Origin of the sequence: Paraburkholderia ginsengisoli NBRC 100965 (assembly GCF_000739735.1) — a bacterium.
Taxonomy (GTDB): Bacteria; Pseudomonadota; Gammaproteobacteria; order Burkholderiales; family Burkholderiaceae; genus Paraburkholderia; species Paraburkholderia ginsengisoli.
In genome coordinates, this window is the sequence record NZ_BBJF01000005.1 from 651,661 (window position 1) to 669,265 (window position 17,605).

Genomic DNA, 17,605 nt, shown 5'->3' on the forward strand with positions numbered 1-17,605 from the left:
TTTGATTTCGCGTTGAAACGTGCATCGGATGCAAAGTGCGAGGCGGCGCGCCCACCCACCTGTGCCATGCTGGCGGCCCACAACTTTCAGTTGATCTCGCCGCGGCCGTGGACTACAAATCTAAGGCTGAGCGCGGCTCTGCGCGGGCAACGGGCGCCGGAATCGACGCAATGGCAGACGCGAGATGTGAGAAGACGGCCGCGCAGCAGCGAGAAGATCGCCAGGCTCGCGATGGGTATGGGTCGTCCCGGTCGTCCCGGCCGACCCTGCCGCGCGCAGTCAAAACCACGCATTCGCCGGCATGCGCCGTTTGCCGCCAGCCGGGCGGCGTCGACGCGACCCGATGAAGATCCGCAATCTTGCGACCGGACCAGAGAGAAGGAGACCCCCGCCATGGGTATGCGCCCAGATTCAACGTTCCACGCGTCGCCGAAACTCGCGATGGATGCGCCGCCCGAAGACTATGCGTACACGCTGCTGCTTAGCCCCGATTTCTCGCAGCCCGACGCGCTCGCGGTGATCGACGTGAAGCCCGGCTCGCCGACCTATAGCCAGGTGGTGCATACGGTGCCGGTGCCGTACAAGGGCGACGAGTTCCATCACTTCGGCTGGAATGCGTGCTCGTCCGCGCTGTCGCCGTTGACCGGCCATGCGTTTCTCGAACGACGCTACCTGATCATTCCCGGCATGCGTTCGTCGCGCATCTACATCGTCGACACCAAGCCCCATCCGACTCAGGCGCGCATTCACAAGATCATCGAGCCCGAGGAGATCTTCCGCAAAACCGGTTACTCGCGACCGCACACCGTCCATTGCGGCCCGGAAGGCATTTATATCAGCACGCTGGGCGGCGGCGGCAAGGACGGCACCGATGGGCCGCCGGGTATCTTCATCATGGACTGCGAAACGTTCGACGTGCTCGGCCGCTGGGAGATCGACCGTGGCATCCAGGAGAAGCACTACGATTTCTGGTGGAATCTGCCGCGCGATTACATGGTGTCGAGCGAGTGGGCGTTGCCACCACAATTCGAAAACGGCATCGTGCCCGAGGACCTGCTGTCGAACCAATACGGACACCGCATCCATTTCTGGGACCTGCGGGGAAGGCGCAACGTACAGACCATCGACCTCGGCGCCAATCACCAGATGGCACTCGAAGTGCGGCCCGCGCACGATCCGAGCCGCGAGTACGGCTTCATCGGCGTGGTGGTCGACACGACCAACCTCGAAGGGTCGATCTGGACCTGGTGGCGCGAGGACGGACAGTTCCACATCGAGAAGACGGCGACCATCCCGCCCGAGCCCGCCGCTGCCGAGTTGCTGCCGCCGTTGCTGCAGGGATTCGGCGCGGTGCCGCCGCTCGTCACGGACATCGATCTTTCGCTCGACGACAAATTCCTCTACGTCGCGTGCTGGGGCACCGGCGAGATGCGCCAGTACGACGTAACGGAGCCGCGCAAGCCGAAGCTGGCGGGCTCGGTGCATATCGGCGGGATTGTGCGGCGCACGCCGCATCCGAACGGGCAAACTTTCGCGGGCGGCCCGCAGATGGTCGAGATCAGCCGCGATGGCAAACGCGTCTACTGGACCAACTCGCTCTATTCGACGTGGGACAACCAGTTCTATCCGGCCGGCGTACCGGCGGCGCAGGTCATGGCGCGCGCCGAACCCAACGGCGGCCTCGCGCTCGCCGACGATTACTGGGTGAGCTTCCCCGACGGTTATCGGGCCCACCAGATCCGGCTCGAAGGAGGGGATTGCTCGACCGATTCGTTCTGCTACCCATCGGTGGGCCTTTGACCGCGGAGGGTTGGCCGCGGCTCGGGCTGTGGCTGGCGATTCTCGCGAGCGGTCTTTATCACGGGCTCAACCCGGCGATGGGTTGGCCGCTCGCCGTCTCGAACGGATTGCTGCAGCGGCGCGCGCGGGCGCTGTTTGCCGCGCTGCTCTATCTCGCCGCCGGCCACGTGCTGGCGATGTTCGTCGTGATGCTGCCGTTCGCGATGCTGGCGATCCTGCTCGAATGGCAGCGCGCGATCCAGGTCGGCGCGAGCTTGCTGGTGATCGCGTTCGGCGCCTGTCTGCTGATCCGCAGACGCCACCCGCGCATCCTCGCGCGGATTCCGCCGACCCGGCTCGCGCTGTGGTCGTTCGCCATTGCGATCGCCCACGGCGCGGGCTTGATGCTCGTGCCGATCTACCTCGGGCTGTGCCGCTCTTACGGGATGGATCACGCGCATCGCGCGGCGCAGACGCTGATCGATGACAGTCTGCGAATGGCGTTGCTGGTGTCGGCGGTGCATGGCGCGGCGATGCTGGCTGCGGGCGGGTTGCTGGCCTGGCTGGTCTATCGCTACCTGGGGCTGAAGTTCGTGTCGCGCAGCTGGTTCAATCTGGATGCGCTCTGGGCGTCGAGCCTCATCGTAGTGGGGGCGATCGCGTTGACGAACGCCGGGATTCATTGAGACTGCCAGCGTGTTCAGCGCAATTCCAGCCACATGGGTTGATGATCCGACGCGCGGCTCTGCGGGTCCACTTCGCACATCGCAATACGCGGCGCGAGGTCTTCCGTGACGAAAACGAAATCGCAGGCGAAGGGGCCGTCGGGCCATTGCTCGTGATCGTACAGACCGACCGTCGCTGCACGCGCTTCGCCGGGATGTGCGCAGGACCATGCATCGACGAAAGCCGGCGCGTCGGCAATCGGCTCAAGCATCCGGCACCAGGCTGTGTCTTCGAACGCGCTGTTGAAGTCGCCGCACAGTACGGCGCTCATTGGGCGATCCGTGTCGGCGAATGGACTATCGGGCTTTTCGGCTCGCGCGGGATGGCGCGCATGATCGCAGGCTTCCCGATGCAAGTCGCGCAGTCGCTCGACCTGCGCGAGCCGCTGCCTGTCCGAATAGAACTCCAGGTGCGTGCTGATCACGCGTAGCGGACCGATGTCGGTGTCGAGCAACGCTTCGAGCGCGACACGCTGCATCGACGGCTTCGCCGGATCGGCCGGCCACGGCAGCGAATGTCGAAACACCTGGCGCACGGGCCAGCGGGTGACGATGGCGTTGCCGAACTGGCGACGGTGCGAGCCGCTCCTGCTCGACGAACGCAGAGAGGGCAGGTCCGAGCCGATCGCTTCGATCACCGTCATCTCCGGCAGCAGGGTCGCCAGTTCCGCGAACTGATCGAACGACGGACCGCCTTTCAGTCCCCCGTCTTCCGGCGCTTCATTGAAACCGCGCGTGACTTCCTGCAGACAGAGAACGTCGAAGTCGCACAACGCATGCGCCTCGCGCACGATCCGGTCAAGCTCGACGCGGCCGTCCACGCCGCAACCCCACTGAATGTTCCAGTCGACCAGTTTCATCGCGGATCTCCTTGAGAAAGCCGCCTCGATCGTTTCCGATCGGCGCCAGGGTTCGCCCAGCTCGTTGACGATGCTGAAGTGCTTCGAATGCGTATCGGCCACCGGCGTGCCGCGTCACCGGCCCAATTGAATCACAGCGTGATAGTCCGCGAATGCGACGCGCGACACCGGGCTTTTGTCGGTGCACGGAAACGCCACCCGCGTGCTTCACACACGTGCGCACTTCGACCATGCAAAAACCGTCATACGTATCGCGCCGCGCACGAGGCGCGATAAAAGCTCATCGTGAGTCTAGAAAAACTCCCCCGCATCGCCTACCCTTAAGCGAGCCGGCCTTATGGGGACAAGTGCCTCGTCTCTTTCCCGCTCTGCGCAGCCGACCCATCCTGACAAAGCAATCAACGGTTTGAAATCGTAGGCTTTTGTTGTTTGAGAGGGCTGCGCCATCCTGCCTTTCCACGCCATTCGCCGTGTGGATGAATGCCGCGCTCCGTCGCTGAAATGCTCGACCCATAAGAAGCCAAGGAGACACTATGCCATTCACACTCATTCGAGGTGTCGTCGGCCTGCCGCTGCTCGCCCTCGCATTCGGCCTGCCCGCCGCCCATGCCGCCGACGAAGTCCAGAACACCTCCACCACGACGACTTCGCCCGTACCCTCGGCGCTGCAGCCGGTGAGTCAGGAACAGCTGGACCGCGCGGCCACGTCGTCGGCCGACTGGCTGCATTCGAACGGCTCGTACGCGCAGACGCGCTACTATCGCGGCGCCCAGATCAACCGGACCAACGTCGCGAAGCTCAGACCCGCGTTTATCTTTCAGACCGCTGTCAACGAGTCGATGGAAACGGCGCCGATCGTCTCGAACGGTGTGATGTTCATCACCACGTCGTTCAACCACGTGTATGCAGTCGATGCGGCGACCGGCAAGGAATTCTGGCATTACAAGCACAAGATGGGTCCGGTCACGACGTTCTGCTGCGGGCCGAACAATCGCGGCGTGGCGATTTCGGGCGACCGCCTCTTCATGGGCACGCTCGACGCGAAGCTCGTCGCGCTCGACGCGAAGACCGGCAAGGTGCTTTGGCAAAGCGAGATCGCCGATCCCGATCAGGGCTACTCGGAAACGATGGCGCCGGCGGTGGTCGACGGCAAGGTGCTGATCGGCACGAACGGCGGCGAGTACGGCATTCGCGGCTTCGTCAAAGCGTTCGATGCGAACTCCGGCAGTTTGCTGTGGACCTTCTACACGATTCCGGAAACCGGTCAGGAAGGCGTGTGGGCGACCAAGGACGCGACCGGCCGCGACGAGAAGCGCGACATCGACGCGGAGAAGAAGCAGCTCGCCGCGAAGGGCGGCGACTTCTACAAGACGCTTGGCGGCGGCGTGTGGATGACGCCCGCGATCGACCGGCAAACGAAGACGGTGTTCTTCGTCGTGGGCAATCCGTCGCCGGACCTGTATGGCGCGATCCGGCCGGGAGACAACCTCTATACGGACTCGCTCGTCGCAATCGATCTGGACACCGGCAAATACAAATGGCACTACCAGTATGTGCCGCATGACGTGTGGGACCTCGACGCGGTGAGCCCGCCGATCCTGATCGACGTGCGCGACAACGACGGCAAGATGATTCCGGGCGTCGTGCATGGCGGCAAGACCGGCCATGTGTATGTGCATGACCGCGCGACCGGACGTCTGATCCGCTACTCGCAGGCGATGATTCCGCAGGAGAACATGTGGACGCTGCCGACCGCCGCCGGCGCGCGCATGCTACCGGGCGCGAACGGCGGGGTCGAGTGGTCGCCGATGGCGTTCGATCCGAAAACGCGCCTCGTGTACGCGGCCAACCTGCATCAGCCGATGACCTATCAGGTCGAGGACGCCGCGTACCCAGGCGGCAGCAAGCTGTGGCTCGGCGGCGCGTTCAAGGTGATTGCGAACGAGCAGCAATGGGGCAAGCTGTCGGCGGTCAACGTCGACACGGGCAAGGTCGCGTGGGACTACAAGACCGAGCAGCCGCTGATTGGCGGCGTGCTCGCGACGGCGGGCGGCCTCGTCTTCAACGGCGAAGGCAACGGCCTGTTCCGCGCGTTCGACTCTGCGACCGGCAAGAAGCTCTGGGAGTATCAGTGCGGCGCCGGGGTCAACGCGCCCGCGGTGTCCTATTCGGTGAACGGCAAGCAGTACGTCGCGGTCGCCGCAGGCGGCAACACGCAGCTCGATTTCAAGCGCGGCAACACCGTGCTCGTCTTCGCGCTGCCATGACGGGGCCGACGCTGCGGGCAACGCTTCGTCCTCGTCCGACACGCCATCGCGCCTGGGCGGTTTTGCTATGCGGCTGGTTCGCCGCCGCATGGCTGCCGCTCGCCGCGCGCGCCGATGCCGAGGCGGGCAAGGCGAAAGCGCAGGTGTGCGTGGCCTGTCATGGACCGATGGGCAATTCGACCACGCCCGACTATCCGATCCTCGCCGGGCAGACCGCGCGCTATATCTATTTGCAACTGCGGGACTTCAAGGAAGGACGGCGCAGCGATCCGCGCATGTCGCCGATGGCGGCGAATCTGTCGCGCGAAGACATGCAGGACCTCGCCGACTACTTCGCCGCACAAAAGCTCGTGTCCGTGCCGTTCAAGTCGGATAGCGCGAGCATCGAAGCAGGGCGCAAGAAATCCGCCGAGGTGCTGTGCACGATGTGCCACCTCGGCGGCTTTGCCGGACAGAACGAGATTCCGCGCGTATCCGGTCAACTCTATCCGTACATCGTCAAGCAGTTGCAGGACTTCCGCTCGCACACGCGGACCAACGATGCGGGCAACATGGCCAGCGTGACGCGCAATCTGAGCGACGACGACATCCGCAATCTGGCCGCGTACGTGAACAATCTCCAGTAGCCCGGAGCCGACACCATGAAAGAAACGTTGATCCGCTTCATCGCGAGCGCGATGCTGCTGGCCGCCACGTGCGGCCTGTGCGTGCCCGCGCAGGCGCAGGGCGATGGCGAAACCAACCGGCAACTGCTGGCCGCCGCGAAGGACGGCGATCAGGCGTCGCTCGTCGCGGCATTGCAGCGCGGCGCGGCCGTGGACGCGATGAACCGCATCGGCGACACGGCGTTGATCACCGCGTGCACGAAGGGCAATGTGGAAATGGCGCGCACGCTGATCGAGCACGGCGCTAACGTGCAGCACGCGAGCGCGCCGGGCGTCACGCCGTTGATGGCCGCGTCCTACGGCGGCTTCGACGACCTCGTCGCACTGCTGCTCGCGCATGGCGCGGATCTGTTCACGACGGACCGGGTCGGCAAGACCGCGATGGAGTACGCGGCCGGGCAGGGGCAGACGAAGGTGGTGAGCCGCCTGCTCGACGCCGGGGTCGACGTGAATCGCCTCTACAAGAACGATCTCACCGCATTGATGTGGGCGGCGGGATACGATCGCGCGGACACGGTTCAACTGCTGCTCGCGCGCGGCGCGAACCCGGCGTTGAAGGACAACCGCGGCATGACGGCCAAAGACATCGCGGTGCAGACGAAGTCGGCACGGGTGGCCGGCGTGCTGTCTGCCGGTTGAACGCAGCGGCAGCGGACCGCGACGCGCTTACTACGCGGGGGCGCGGCACCAACGCTGAGCAAGCATCGCCGGCAACGCTTCGAACGAATCGATCAATGCATCGCAATGTGATGCTTCGATTCCCCCAGGACCGCCATAGCCGTAGTTCACGATGAACACCGGCAGACCGGCGGCGCGAGCCGCGGCGACATCGACCGGAGAATCGCCAACCAGCGCGCAGCGCGCGGGGTCGATATCGAGCAGATGGCAAGCGTGCCAAAGCGGTTCGGGCGAGGGCTTCATGCTGGTCAACGTGTCGCCCGCGACCAGCACGTCCAGATATGCGGAGAGCCCGGTTTTCGCCAGCAACGCCGCCGCCAGCGCTTGCGGTTTGTTGGTCACGCACGCGCTCCGGTAGCCGCGTCGCCATAGTTCGTGCAGCCCCGCCGCGACGCCCGGAAACACATGACCGAGTTGTCCGTTCGTGTTGACGTAGTGCCGGTCGAACACCCGCAACGCGTGCTCGAAGTCCCATTGCTCGCCGATGCCCGCCGCGTCCAGCGAGCGTCGCACGAGATTGGGCACGCCCTTGCCGATGAATCCGGCCACCGTGTCGAACGGCAGCGGCGCGGCGCGCAGGTCCTCCAGCATGCTGCCGACCGCCGCGACGATGTCCGGCGCGGTGTCGACCATGGTGCCGTCCAGGTCGATCAGAAGGGCGTGGCCGTGGCCGCTCATCAGCATGGCGAGTTCACCGGTGACAGCGCCGCGTCGGGCGCTTCGAACGAAGCCGGCTCGATGGTCCGCGTCGCGTGCCGATGCCAGCGGCGCAGCATCGCCAGGTCTACCCAGCGCTGTGCTTCACCACGCAGCGGCTGGAGCGGCGTCTGCGGATCGCCGAGATGGGGCACAACGGCCAGCGCGCCATCGAAGCAATCGTGCGCGGTGTACCCGCTCGGCGTGACGACGGTTGGAATTCCGGCGGCGCGCGCCGCCAGCAAACCGTTGCCGGAGTCTTCGAAAGCGACGCACGCGACAGCCGGCAAGCCGAGTTGTTCGAGCACATCGCGATAGACGTCGGGCGCGGGCTTCTTCGCGGGCGAGGTGGCCGCGTCGCCGATCGCCGCGAAGCGCGTACGCCACGTCGCGCCGAAATGGACTTGCAGCAGCGCGTCGAGGTTGGCGGGCGTCGTGGTCGTCGCGATAGCCACGCGCATACCGGCTGCTCGCGCCTCGTCCAGCAGACGCGCGATGCCCGGCCGCAGCGGCAAGCCGCCGTCGCGCACGCGTTCGGTGTAGTGGCGGGTCTTGAGCGCATGGACCGCCTCGACGAACTCCCACGCCTTCGCGCCCTCGGCTTCCTCGCGCTCGATCATGCGCCAGTAATGCAGCAGACGTTCCTTGCCGCCGGCCACCTTGAGCAGACGCGTGTAGAGCGCCTCGTCCCAGCACCAGTCGAGCCCCGCGTCCGCAAACGCAGCGTTGAAGGCGTGCAGGTGCGCGGTCTCGGTATCGGCGAGCGTGCCGTCAACGTCGAAGATAAGGGCTTGCATCGTGCGGTCCCCGTCAGCGTGATCGCCGTTGTTCAGACACGCACCACGATAGCGGAGCCGCCAGCGGATTTGAATTCAGAGATTCTTTCGCGTCCGATAAGCGACGCTTTGAGTCCGCAAGCCGCGTTAGGCAACTTACGCAAGTGATGCCAGTTACGCATGCGAGCGGCGCCGCGCTATCCGCGCGGCTTCGGCGTGGTGACGAAGCCCATCCTCGTCAGGCCGCCGGCCTGGGCGGCCGACATCACATCGGCGACCCGTTCGTAAGCGACCTTGCGGTCGGCGCGCACGTGCAGTTCCGGTTGCGGCGTCGCGTGTGCGGCCTCGGCGATCCGTGCGCGCAGTTCGTCGTCGTTGACCGCGTGGCCATCCCACAGCAGTGTGCCGTCCGCTTGCACCGCGAGATCGACGTGGGCGTGTTTGACGGCTTCCGGCTGGCTGCTCGCGCGAGGCAAATCGATGTTGACCGAGTGCTGAAGCGCCGGAATCGTGACGAGAAAAATGATCAGCAGAACCAGCATGACGTCGACCAGCGGCGTCATGTTGATCTCGTTCATCAGGCCTTGTTCGTCATCGTCGGAGAACGGGGTCATTGCCATCTGAGGTCTCCGTCGCGCGATCCGCCGCCGTTGCGCGGCACCAGATGAAACTCCGGCCCCGCGCTCGAGGGCAGTTGCGAGCCGGTCACGAAGTACGCATGCAGCCCATGCGCGAAGCGCCTCAGCCGCGCGACGATGGTCCGGTTCGCGCGATTCAGGCCGTTGTAGCCGAGCACAGCGGGTATCGCCACGAACAGCCCGAAGGCCGTCATGATCAGCGACTCGCCGACCGGTCCCGCGACATGTTCGATCGAGGTCTGGCCGGTTTCGCCGATCACGATCAGCGCATGATAGATGCCCCAGACAGTGCCGAAGAGCCCGACGAAGGGCGCCGTGCTGCCGATCGACGCGAGGATCGCAAGGCCGCTTTGCAGGCGCGCGACCGTTTCGTCCATCGTGTCCTGCAGGCGTCGCGTGATCCAGTCGGACACGTCGATGCGATCGTGCAGATGCTGCTGGGTCTGCCGGTGATGCGTCGCCGCCTCGTGGCCCGCGAGCGCGAGGGCGAGCAGCGGGTTGTCGGGCGACGCGGGTTCGGCGTGGCCGAGGGTGTTCAGGCCGTCCTCGAAACGGTCCGCGTTCCAGAAGCGCGTGTCGTTCTGCCGGGTCGCGCGGCGCAGGCGCATCACCTGCAACAGCTTGACGATGATCACCGTCCACGACATCACCGACATGATCACCAGTACGCCCAGAATGCAGCGCGTGACGATGTCGCCGCTGTCCCAAACATTTGCGAGTCCGTAATGTTGCATGGTCGTTTTCCTGGTTGGGTAGCCCGGTGACGAAGTCAGTCGCTCATTCCGAAGACGAACGACTGCGAATACGCAGCACGAACCACGGTGCCGTTTTCCCTATACGGCTGACAGACGCCCGCATGGACAGCGGCGAGCGCGGCGTCGTCGAGCCGCGCATAGCCGCTGCTCTTCTGCAATTGCATCGTATCGATTCCGCCGGTGAGCCCCACGACGAATCGCACGATTGCGGTGCCGCTCTCGCTACGCCGCTTCGAAATGTCAGGATAGTCCGGCTTCGGGATCGTGCAATCGACATGCGCGACGTTCCTCGGCGCGGTGGAGGCGGGAGTCGCGCGGTCGGGGGCAGGGGCGGGGGGCGTGGCTGTCGCTGTTGCCGTTGCGGGCGGCGTCATTGGGGCAGCGGGAGACGGCACGGGGTTGTCGTCCGGAGCCGGTGGTGCAGGTGACACAGGCCGCGCAGGCGTCGCAGGCGTCGCCACGCTACGCGGAGCGCGTGGCTGCGTTTGCGGCGAGGGCCTCGCGCGAACCACAGGGCGCGCGGCAGGCGGCGTGACCGGCGGCGTCGGCGCAACCACATCGGCGGGCACAGCCGGAATGGCGGGCTTCGTTGCTTCCGGCTCCGGGCTCAGCAACAACGCGGTGATCACCACCGGCTCAATGGGCCGCTCGACCGTTCGATCGCGCGCGCTCAGCATCAGGCCCAGCAAAGCCAGATGCGCGCCGATCACCACGCCCAGCACGAGCACGCCGCGACGATATCGCAGCGCCGGGATCGTACGGCTTCCAGGGTTCGCAAGGGCAACTTGCAGCATCACTTTTGCGGCCAGACATGAGCGTAATCGCCGGCGTGATTCGCGGCATCCGTCCGGTTCGAAACCGGTGGCCACCTCCACATTCATTGTCCACCCGCACCCGGCGATTTAGAACCGGCACCGGCCGTCGGGCGTCAATTCGGGAAATTCTCCCGTCCGATCCGCGTTGTCAAACAATCGCCCGGTGGGATACTTTGAACGGATGACGCGAGCTATCGCGGCACAGCGATCTCACCACGGAGCACACAATGCTGGAGACACGGATTCCCGTCACACGACCCCGCCGTTCGATTGCACTCGCCATTGCAGGCCTTCTCGCCATGAGCGCCGCCCAGGCCGCCGCGCCGCTCGCCTATGTGACGAGCGAGAAGGCCGGCGTCGGCGTGATCGATCTCGATCAGATGACGCTCGCGAAGACGTTTCCGGTCGGCGCGGACGGCCCGCGCGGCCTGAGTCTGAACGCGGACGGCACGCGTCTGATGATCGCCAACAAGAACACGGGCGATCTGTCGGTGATCGACACGGCCTCGGGCAAGGTCGTGCAGCGTGTGAAGATCGGCAAGAACCCCGAGTATGTGCGCGTGCACAACGGCTATGTCTACGTGACGTACGAACCCGGCGAGAGCGGCGGCCCGCCGGTGGCGCCCGCGGCTGGCAAGCCCGAGGGTAAGCCCGAGGCAAAACCGGGCGGCAAGCCCGGCGCCGACGACGATGACGACAAGCTGCCCGCGCAGATCGCCATCGTCGATATGAAAACGTGGCGCGTGATCCGCTCGGTGACGAGCGGCCACGAAACCGAGGGCATCGAATTCTCGCGCGACGGCCAGTCGATGCTCGTCACCAACGAAGGCGACGATACCGTGTCGGTCTATCACGTGCGCACGGGTGCGCCGCTCAGGACCGTGAAGCTCGCGCCCGGCAGCCGGCCGCGCGGCATCCGCCTGTCGCCCGACGGCAAGCACTACGTGGTCACGCTGGAGTCGCTCAGCAAGTTCGTCGTGATCGACGCGCACAGCATGGAAGTGATCAAGACCGTCGATACCAAACTCGGCCCGTACGGTGTCGCGTTCGGCCCGGACGGCCAGCGCCTGTTCGTTGCAGCGGCGCGCGACAAGGCCGTGCAGGTGTTCGACGGCCACACCTACGAACACATCGCCGACGTACCCGTCGGACAGCGCTGCTGGCACTTCAGCTTCACGCCGGACGGCGCGAAGCTGATGGTCGCGTGCGGGCGCTCCGATGCGGTCTACGTACTCGACGCGAAGAGCTATCAATCGATCAAGCAGATCGGCGAGCTGCCGCTCGCGTGGGGCATCGTTACGTATCCGCACAGCGACGGTTCGATCGAGTCGCATTGAGCGGCCCGGTCGGGGCGGCGGCGTGCGTGGTTCACGCCGCTGTCTTCACATCTCATTGCCTCGCGCATTTTTCGCTTATTTCCACGCATACCGCAAGCCGACCCAGAACCCGCGTGGCGCGCCCGGCCCGACGAACTGCTCGTTGACCGGGTTCGCGCCGTCGAACGTATGGTTCGGCCCGTTGAAGAAGTTCTGCCCGAGCGCGCCGAAGCTCGCGTAGCGCTTGTCGAGCAGGTTTGTCACCGACGCGAACACTTGCAACTGCTTTGTCACCTGGTAGGTCGTGTCGAGATCGATCAGCAGATAGCCCGAGATCTTGCCGTTCTCGTCCTGGTTGTTTTCGTCGCCCTGCGCGTAGACGCTGCCGCGCCATGTGAGGTTGGTGCCGAGGTTCCATTTCGCGGTCGCCGCGTAGTCGAGCCGCAGCTTCACGGTGCTCGCGGGAATCCCCGGAATGTGATTGCCCGGCTTGACGGTGATGTTGCCGTCGGCGTCGGCGCTGGAGTTGCTCGGACTGCTTTCGGTCCAGGTCGACTGGTAGGTCGCATCGACGTAGCTGTAGCTCGCGGTCACGCCGACCGGGCCGAATTTGCTGTGGCCCGACAGTTCGAAGCCTTGCCGGCGCGTGCGGCCGACGTTCTGGAAAAAACCTTGCGAGCTGCCCGCGCCGTTGCTGCTGATGAATTCGATATCGTTGTCGAGCGTCGTGTGATACGCGGCCGCGCTCCATGTCGTGGACGTGCCGAGCTTGCCGCGCGCGCCGATTTCAAACGTCTTCGAGATCACCGGCTGCAGCGACGGGTCGGAGATGAACTCGTTGGGCAGCGAACACGGCGCGGCCGGATCGGCGCAGGCCAGTTCGATCGCGGTCGGCGAACGCATGCCTTCGTTGTAGCTGGCGTAGGCCGTCAGAGCCGGCGTCGGATTCCAGTTGATGCCGAAGGCGGGATTGAAGCGTGAGAACGTATGGTGACCGTCGAGCGCGGGCTGCACGCCGCTCGAATCGCCGATCGTCGCGTCGGCCCAGTTGTAGCGTCCGGCGAGCGTCACCGACCAATGCGGCGTCAGCGACAACGTGTCCGACAGATAGATGCCGTAGTTGGTGTTGTGCGTCTTCGCGTTGGTCTGCGGATCGAAGTCGCCAATGCCGATCGTCGCGCGTGAATCGGTAAACGCGGCGTCCTGCGACGACTGCGTGAAGCGCGAATTGGCGACGTCGACGGCCATGCCCGCGATGAACTGGTTTTCCATCCCGCCGAGTTTGCCGAGCAGCGTGAGTTGCAGGCTCGCGCCGTAGCTGTCGGTCGACACGGTCGACTTCTCGTTGGTCGCCTGCAACGTATCGACGTTGCCGTCGTCGTCCACGGTGCCGTAATCGTCGTTCACGTTGCTGCTGATGTTGGTGTTGAGGAAATGCCGGTAGTACGCGTTGCCGCTCAGTTCGACATGGTCGTTGAAGTAGTGGTCGCCGGAGAGCGTCACATAGCCGACGGTGTTCTGATTCTGGTCGGGAAACGTGTACGGCTGTTTGAAGTTGTTGAGAAACGAGCGCGGAATGGTCTGCGTGCCGTGCAGATCGTTGTCCGCGCCGCCCGCGGAGAGCGACAGCGTCGTATTCGCGTCGGTATAGCGCAGCTTGCCGAACGCCTGGCGTACGCGGCTTTCGTTCTGCTCGGCCCAGCCGTTGTCGTTCACGGCGTTGGCGGTGAAGTAGTAATCGAGGTTCTGGCCGATCGTGCCGCCCTGTTCGATCTGCGCGCTCTTGCGGCCCCACGAACCGAGCGCGACTTCGGCCTCGCCGACCGGGTTGTCCTTGCCGTTCTTCGTGGTGATCGACAGCGCGCCGCCGAGCGTGTTGAAGCCGTAGGTCGGATTCGAGCCGGGAATCAATTGCATCGTGTCGATGGCCTGCTGCGGAATCAGGTCCCAGTTCACGACGTCGCCGAACGGCTCGTTGACCCGCACGCCGTCGACGAATACGGATAGCCCCTGCGGTGTGCCCAGCAGCGGCGACGCAGTGAAGCCGCGATAGGTGAGGTTCATCTGATACGGATTGCCTTGCGCGTCGGCGACGTCGACGCTTGGCAGATTCCTCGCCATGAATTCGGTCAGCGTGGTGCGGCGCTGCCGAAGCAGGTCGTCCGAGTGCACCGTCTGCACGTTGGCCGGCACCTGCGTGAGCGGCGTGCCGATACCGAGCAGCGGCGTGGTGCCTACGATGACGATCGGCGCGAGCGTGGTGGTGGGCGTTGTCGGCGTCGTGTTGGCGGCCGGGGTATCGGATGTAGCGGGAGTGGCGGGCTCTGCCGATGTGGAAGGCGTAGAAGGTGCCGACGCCGCCACCGGCGCTTCGGCCTGCGCCCATGCCGCCGCCGACAGGCTCGCGAGTGCGCCGCCGAAACAGAAGGTGATGCCGGCGCGCCGTTGAAGGCGTCGTCCGCGGCGTGCCTGGGATCGCATGCTCATGGTTTTGTCTCCTGTCGACCGGCGTCGGCGCTTGTTGCGCGCTCGTTGCTCGTCGTTTGCTCTTATCGCGCTTATCGCGCGTTCTGTTGGTGTGCGTGTAAAGCTTCGCATACCAGACGATCGGCACGCACGGGAGCTTTTCCCGATCTGTCAGGGAGGGCTTCCCAAATCGCCCGCAAAACTCCGCCGCATCCGATGGCGCTGGGTAGAATGCAAACGTCATGTCAAGCGAACCGATCCACTCATCCTCCGCCGGCCCTTCGCCGTCGTCACCGTCGTCGCCGCCTTCGACGATCCGGCGCGATCTCGCATGGGTGGTCGCCGTGACCGCGCTCGCGGCGGTGTTCGGCGCGATGTTCGATTTGAGCGAGCGGGCCTATCGCTTCACGCGCGGCATGGAGCGCTTCCAGCTCGACGAATTGCCAGCCACGCTGTGCGTGCTGTCGATCGGCCTTGCATGGTTTGCGTGGCGCCGCTACCGCGAAGCGCGCCGCGAAGTGAGCCGCCGCCGTGCGCTCGAAGAGCAGGCCGAGCGGCTGCTGGCCGATAACCGCCGGCTCGCCAACCAGGCGTTGCAGGCGCAGGAACTGGAACGCCGTCATCTGGCGCGCGAGCTGCACGATGAACTCGGCCAGTATCTGAATGCGATCGCGCTCGACGCCGCCCGCATCCGCGATCTGTCCAGCACGCGCGAGCCGGAGATCCATCGCGTCGCGCTCGGGCTGCTGCAGAGCGCGAGCCACGTCTACCGGCAGATCGGCGACATGATCCGCCGCCTGCGGCCCATCGGGCTCGACGAGTTCGGCTTGCCGAGCGCGCTCGAACATTGCATCGACGGCTGGCGCGAGCGGCTGCCGGATGCTTCGTTTTCGTTGACGATCGAAGGGAATTTCAACGGTCTGAGCGACGCGTTGACCATCACGCTCTACCGGCTCGTGCAGGAAGGGCTGACGAATGTGTCGAAGTTCGCGCGCGGCTCACGTGTGGAGGTGTTCATGGTGCGCGCGCCGCGCGAGCCGCGTGGTGAAAACGCAGCGGCGGGAACGGCTGGCGCGGCTGGCACGGCCGACGAAATCGTCGTGACGATGGCCGACGACGGCCCCGGCACCGATCTCACGAAGCCGCGCGCCGGCCTCGGGCTGATCGGCATGCGCGAGCGCGTGGAGGCGCTCGGCGGCGAATTCCATGTGGCGAGCCAACCGCAAGGCGGCTTTCTGTTTTGCGCGCGCGTGCCCGTTCAGGCGGGGCTCGCCGAACCGGTGAACTGAAGTCCGAGCCGGCTCGCCATTTGCGCGAGCTGCACGCCGTTGTCGGCGCCGAACTTCTGGCGGATCACCGACTGATGATTGGCCACCGTCTTCTGGCTCAAGCCGAGCTTCTCGGCGATGCTCGGCAGCGTATAGCCCTGCACCAGCAGCCGCAGCACCTCGAACTCGCGGGCCGACAACTGACGCCCGGGCGGCCCTTCGCTGAAAGCGGTGCGCATCGCCAGCGCCTGCGAGATATCCGGGCTCAGATAACTCGCCCGATCCGCGATCGCGCGCACCGCTTCGACCAGCACATCGGGCGCGCTGGCCTTGGTCACGTAGCCGAGCGCGCCGGCGTCGAGCGCGCGGCGCACGAAGATCGACTCCTCGTGCACGCTGAAGATCAGCACACGCGCATCCGGCTCGCGCGCGAGCATGCGCCGCATCGCTTCGACGCCGCTCGCACCCGGCAGCGACACATCCATCACGACCACGTCGGGCCGCAACGCGCAAAAGCGCTGATAAGCCTGCGCGGCATCGGCGGCCTCGCCGCAGACCTGCACGTCGGCGTTCAGTTCGAGCAGACGCCGGTAGCCTTCGCGCACGACCGCGTGGTCGTCCACGAGCAGAACGGAGATGGTTCCCGCACTCATGGTTTTGCTCCGCTGTCGCCGCTACCGCCGGTCACGTCGGGCTCGCGGGCGGCGGTCGCGAGCTTGCGCGAGTTGAAGTCGTTGCGAAACAGGATTGGCTGCTCGCGCGCCACGGTCGCCGCCGCTGGCATGGCCGAAGCCGACGCCGATGCCGATGCCGCGCGTTGCACCATCTTCACGACGGTCTCGTGAAACGGCGACTTGTCGCACACGGGGTCGGCGTTGGCTGCGTCGCCGGTGAGCATGTAGGCCTGGCAGCGGCAGCCGCCCAGGTCGCGTTCCTTTTCGTCGCAACTGCGGCAGGGTTCTTTCATCCAGCTCAGACCGCGAAAGCTGTTGAACGCATCGCTCTCGTACCAGATCTCGCGCAGCGGCATCTCTTTCACGTTCGGCAGCGTCAGGCCCGGCAGCCCGCGCGCCGCGTGGCAGGGCAGCGCGGCGCCGTCCGGCGCAACGCCGAGAAACACCGCGCCCCAGCCGTTCATGCAGCGTTTCGGACGGGTTTCGAAGTAGTCGGGCACGACGAAAAAAATCTTGCAGCGCTCGCCATGCGTGCGGCGATAGCGCTCGACCACCGCTTCGGCTTCTTCGAGCTGCTCGCGCGTCGGTAGCAACTGCGCTTCGTTCACGTGCGCCCAGCCGTAGTACTGCGTGTTGGCCAGCTCCAGGTATTCAGCGCCCATCGCCAGCGCCATGTCGATGATCTTGTCGACGTGCGGCAGGTTATAGCGATGCAGCACGCAGTTCAGCACCATCGGAAAGCCGCGCTGTTTGATCGCGGTGGCGACGCGCTGCTTCAGATCGAAGGTGCGCGTGCTGCTCAGGAAGTCGTTCAACTCCTGCGTCGAATCCTGAAACGACAACTGGATGTGGTCGAGCCCGGCGGCCTTCAGATCGTCGAGACGTTTGTCCGTGAGGCCGACGCCGGACGTGATCAGATTCGTGTAGAAGCCGAGCTTGTGCGCTTCCTCGACCAGCACTTCGACGTCGTCGCGCACCAGCGGCTCGCCGCCCGAAAAACCGAGTTGCACCGCGCCGAGCGCACGCGCCTCGCGCAGCACGTCGATCCATTGCGCGGTGGTGAGTTCGCGGCTGTGGTCCGTGTAATCGAGCGGGTTGTAGCAGAACGCGCAATGCAGCGGACAGCGATAGGTCAGCTCCGCGAGCAGCCAGAACGGCGGCGGCACGGCGGCGCTGCCCTCGGTCTGCAACGCGGGGTTCAACGCGGGTTGCGCAAGATCGGTCATC

Annotated in this window: 16 protein-coding genes; 7 read left to right on the top strand and 9 right to left on the bottom strand. The window is 65.4% G+C overall.

Features of this window, described 5'->3' with window-relative positions:
• Window positions 1-393 precede the first annotated feature (393 nt).
• Together BGI01S_RS12125 and BGI01S_RS12130 are read left to right on the top strand one after the other, a co-directional pair.
• On the top strand, window positions 394-1,800 hold the full coding sequence (locus BGI01S_RS12125; protein ID WP_042325569.1) for a selenium-binding protein SBP56-related protein: 1,407 nt from the start codon (window positions 394-396) through the stop codon (window positions 1,798-1,800).
• Entirely contained in the window at window positions 1,797-2,465 is a 669-nt protein-coding gene (locus BGI01S_RS12130) for a hypothetical protein (protein WP_042325571.1), read from the top strand. The genes BGI01S_RS12125 and BGI01S_RS12130 overlap by 4 nt, the downstream gene beginning before the upstream one ends.
• Before the next feature lie 14 nt (window positions 2,466-2,479).
• Here BGI01S_RS12130 and BGI01S_RS12135 read toward each other — a convergent pair whose 3' ends face one another.
• Entirely contained in the window at window positions 2,480-3,364 is an 885-nt protein-coding gene (locus tag BGI01S_RS12135) for an endonuclease/exonuclease/phosphatase family protein (protein WP_042325573.1), read from the bottom strand.
• Window positions 3,365-3,897: 533 nt separating this feature from the next.
• Between BGI01S_RS12135 and BGI01S_RS12140 the strand changes: the two genes are divergently transcribed.
• The 3 genes from BGI01S_RS12140 to BGI01S_RS12150 are packed head-to-tail and all read left to right on the top strand — an operon-like array spanning window position 3,898 to window position 6,935.
• On the top strand, window positions 3,898-5,631 hold the full coding sequence (locus BGI01S_RS12140; protein WP_042325576.1) for a pyrroloquinoline quinone-dependent dehydrogenase: 1,734 nt from the start codon (window positions 3,898-3,900) through the stop codon (window positions 5,629-5,631).
• Window positions 5,628-6,257: a c-type cytochrome gene (locus BGI01S_RS12145; RefSeq protein ID WP_042325579.1), complete on the top strand. Its 630-nt coding sequence runs from the start codon at window positions 5,628-5,630 to the stop codon at window positions 6,255-6,257. Before BGI01S_RS12140 ends, BGI01S_RS12145 begins: the two co-directional genes overlap by 4 nt.
• Before the next feature lie 15 nt (window positions 6,258-6,272).
• The gene (locus BGI01S_RS12150) at window positions 6,273-6,935 is read left to right on the top strand and encodes an ankyrin repeat domain-containing protein (RefSeq protein WP_042325581.1); all 663 of its coding nucleotides are present in this window, start codon (window positions 6,273-6,275) and stop codon (window positions 6,933-6,935) included.
• A gap of 30 nt (window positions 6,936-6,965) precedes the next feature.
• Here BGI01S_RS12150 and gph read toward each other — a convergent pair whose 3' ends face one another.
• The 5 genes from gph to BGI01S_RS12175 all read right to left on the bottom strand — a co-directional run bounded on the left by gph (window position 6,966) and on the right by BGI01S_RS12175 (window position 10,633).
• Window positions 6,966-7,652 carry a phosphoglycolate phosphatase gene (gph, locus tag BGI01S_RS12155; protein WP_408638640.1) on the bottom strand — a complete coding sequence of 229 codons (687 nt, stop codon included), beginning with the start codon at window positions 7,650-7,652 and terminating at the stop codon, window positions 6,966-6,968.
• Window positions 7,652-8,467 (bottom strand): HAD family hydrolase, encoded by an 816-nt coding sequence (locus BGI01S_RS12160; protein WP_042325584.1) that lies wholly within the window; start codon window positions 8,465-8,467, stop codon window positions 7,652-7,654. Before BGI01S_RS12160 ends, gph begins: the two co-directional genes overlap by 1 nt.
• Window positions 8,468-8,643: 176 nt before the next feature.
• Window positions 8,644-9,066 carry an ExbD/TolR family protein gene (locus tag BGI01S_RS12165; RefSeq protein ID WP_042325587.1) on the bottom strand — a complete coding sequence of 141 codons (423 nt, stop codon included), beginning with the start codon at window positions 9,064-9,066 and terminating at the stop codon, window positions 8,644-8,646.
• Window positions 9,057-9,818: a MotA/TolQ/ExbB proton channel family protein gene (locus tag BGI01S_RS12170; protein ID WP_042325591.1), complete on the bottom strand. Its 762-nt coding sequence runs from the start codon at window positions 9,816-9,818 to the stop codon at window positions 9,057-9,059. The genes BGI01S_RS12165 and BGI01S_RS12170 overlap by 10 nt, the downstream gene beginning before the upstream one ends.
• A 35-nt stretch (window positions 9,819-9,853) precedes the next feature.
• A complete protein-coding gene (locus BGI01S_RS12175) occupies window positions 9,854-10,633 on the bottom strand; it encodes a TonB family protein (RefSeq protein WP_042325593.1) in 780 nt (259 codons plus the stop codon).
• A 248-nt stretch (window positions 10,634-10,881) separates the two neighbouring features.
• Here BGI01S_RS12175 and BGI01S_RS12180 point away from each other — a divergent pair, with 248 nt between their 5' ends.
• Entirely contained in the window at window positions 10,882-11,991 is a 1,110-nt protein-coding gene (locus tag BGI01S_RS12180; RefSeq protein ID WP_042325595.1) for a YVTN family beta-propeller repeat protein, read from the top strand.
• A gap of 75 nt (window positions 11,992-12,066) precedes the next feature.
• On the opposite strand, the gene BGI01S_RS12185 is transcribed toward BGI01S_RS12180, so the two are convergent.
• Complete coding sequence (locus BGI01S_RS12185; RefSeq protein WP_042325597.1) at window positions 12,067-14,457, bottom strand: TonB-dependent receptor; 2,391 nt, start codon at window positions 14,455-14,457, stop codon at window positions 12,067-12,069.
• A gap of 221 nt (window positions 14,458-14,678) precedes the next feature.
• Here BGI01S_RS12185 and BGI01S_RS12190 point away from each other — a divergent pair, with 221 nt between their 5' ends.
• Complete coding sequence (locus BGI01S_RS12190) at window positions 14,679-15,725, top strand: histidine kinase (RefSeq protein WP_042325598.1); 1,047 nt, start codon at window positions 14,679-14,681, stop codon at window positions 15,723-15,725.
• Here the strand turns inward: BGI01S_RS12190 and BGI01S_RS12195 are convergent.
• Window positions 15,695-16,357 (bottom strand): response regulator, encoded by a 663-nt coding sequence (locus tag BGI01S_RS12195; RefSeq protein ID WP_042325600.1) that lies wholly within the window; start codon window positions 16,355-16,357, stop codon window positions 15,695-15,697. The two genes, BGI01S_RS12190 and BGI01S_RS12195, sit on opposite strands and share 31 nt — an antisense overlap.
• The gene (pqqE, locus tag BGI01S_RS12200) at window positions 16,354-17,604 is read right to left on the bottom strand and encodes a pyrroloquinoline quinone biosynthesis protein PqqE (RefSeq protein WP_042325601.1); all 1,251 of its coding nucleotides are present in this window, start codon (window positions 17,602-17,604) and stop codon (window positions 16,354-16,356) included. The genes BGI01S_RS12195 and pqqE overlap by 4 nt, the downstream gene beginning before the upstream one ends.
• Window position 17,605 lies beyond the last annotated feature (1 nt).

Excerpts from the sequence above, each read along its gene's own strand:
- BGI01S_RS12125 (WP_042325569.1), top strand. The coding sequence starts at position 394 with ATGGGTATGCGCCCAGATTCAACGTTCCACGCGTCGCCGAAACTCGCG.
- BGI01S_RS12135 (WP_042325573.1), bottom strand. The coding sequence starts at position 3,364 with ATGAAACTGGTCGACTGGAACATTCAGTGGGGTTGCGGCGTGGACGGC.
- BGI01S_RS12140 (WP_042325576.1), top strand. The coding sequence starts at position 3,898 with ATGCCATTCACACTCATTCGAGGTGTCGTCGGCCTGCCGCTGCTCGCC.
- BGI01S_RS12145 (WP_042325579.1), top strand. The coding sequence starts at position 5,628 with ATGACGGGGCCGACGCTGCGGGCAACGCTTCGTCCTCGTCCGACACGC.
- BGI01S_RS12150 (WP_042325581.1), top strand. The coding sequence starts at position 6,273 with ATGAAAGAAACGTTGATCCGCTTCATCGCGAGCGCGATGCTGCTGGCC.
- gph (WP_408638640.1), bottom strand. The coding sequence starts at position 7,652 with ATGAGCGGCCACGGCCACGCCCTTCTGATCGACCTGGACGGCACCATG.
- BGI01S_RS12160 (WP_042325584.1), bottom strand. The coding sequence starts at position 8,467 with ATGCAAGCCCTTATCTTCGACGTTGACGGCACGCTCGCCGATACCGAG.
- BGI01S_RS12165 (WP_042325587.1), bottom strand. The coding sequence starts at position 9,066 with ATGGCAATGACCCCGTTCTCCGACGATGACGAACAAGGCCTGATGAAC.
- BGI01S_RS12170 (WP_042325591.1), bottom strand. The coding sequence starts at position 9,818 with ATGCAACATTACGGACTCGCAAATGTTTGGGACAGCGGCGACATCGTC.
- BGI01S_RS12175 (WP_042325593.1), bottom strand. The coding sequence starts at position 10,633 with ATGCTGCAAGTTGCCCTTGCGAACCCTGGAAGCCGTACGATCCCGGCG.
- BGI01S_RS12180 (WP_042325595.1), top strand. The coding sequence starts at position 10,882 with ATGCTGGAGACACGGATTCCCGTCACACGACCCCGCCGTTCGATTGCA.
- BGI01S_RS12185 (WP_042325597.1), bottom strand. The coding sequence starts at position 14,457 with ATGAGCATGCGATCCCAGGCACGCCGCGGACGACGCCTTCAACGGCGC.
- BGI01S_RS12190 (WP_042325598.1), top strand. The coding sequence starts at position 14,679 with ATGTCAAGCGAACCGATCCACTCATCCTCCGCCGGCCCTTCGCCGTCG.
- BGI01S_RS12195 (WP_042325600.1), bottom strand. The coding sequence starts at position 16,357 with ATGAGTGCGGGAACCATCTCCGTTCTGCTCGTGGACGACCACGCGGTC.
- pqqE (WP_042325601.1), bottom strand. The coding sequence starts at position 17,604 with ATGACCGATCTTGCGCAACCCGCGTTGAACCCCGCGTTGCAGACCGAG.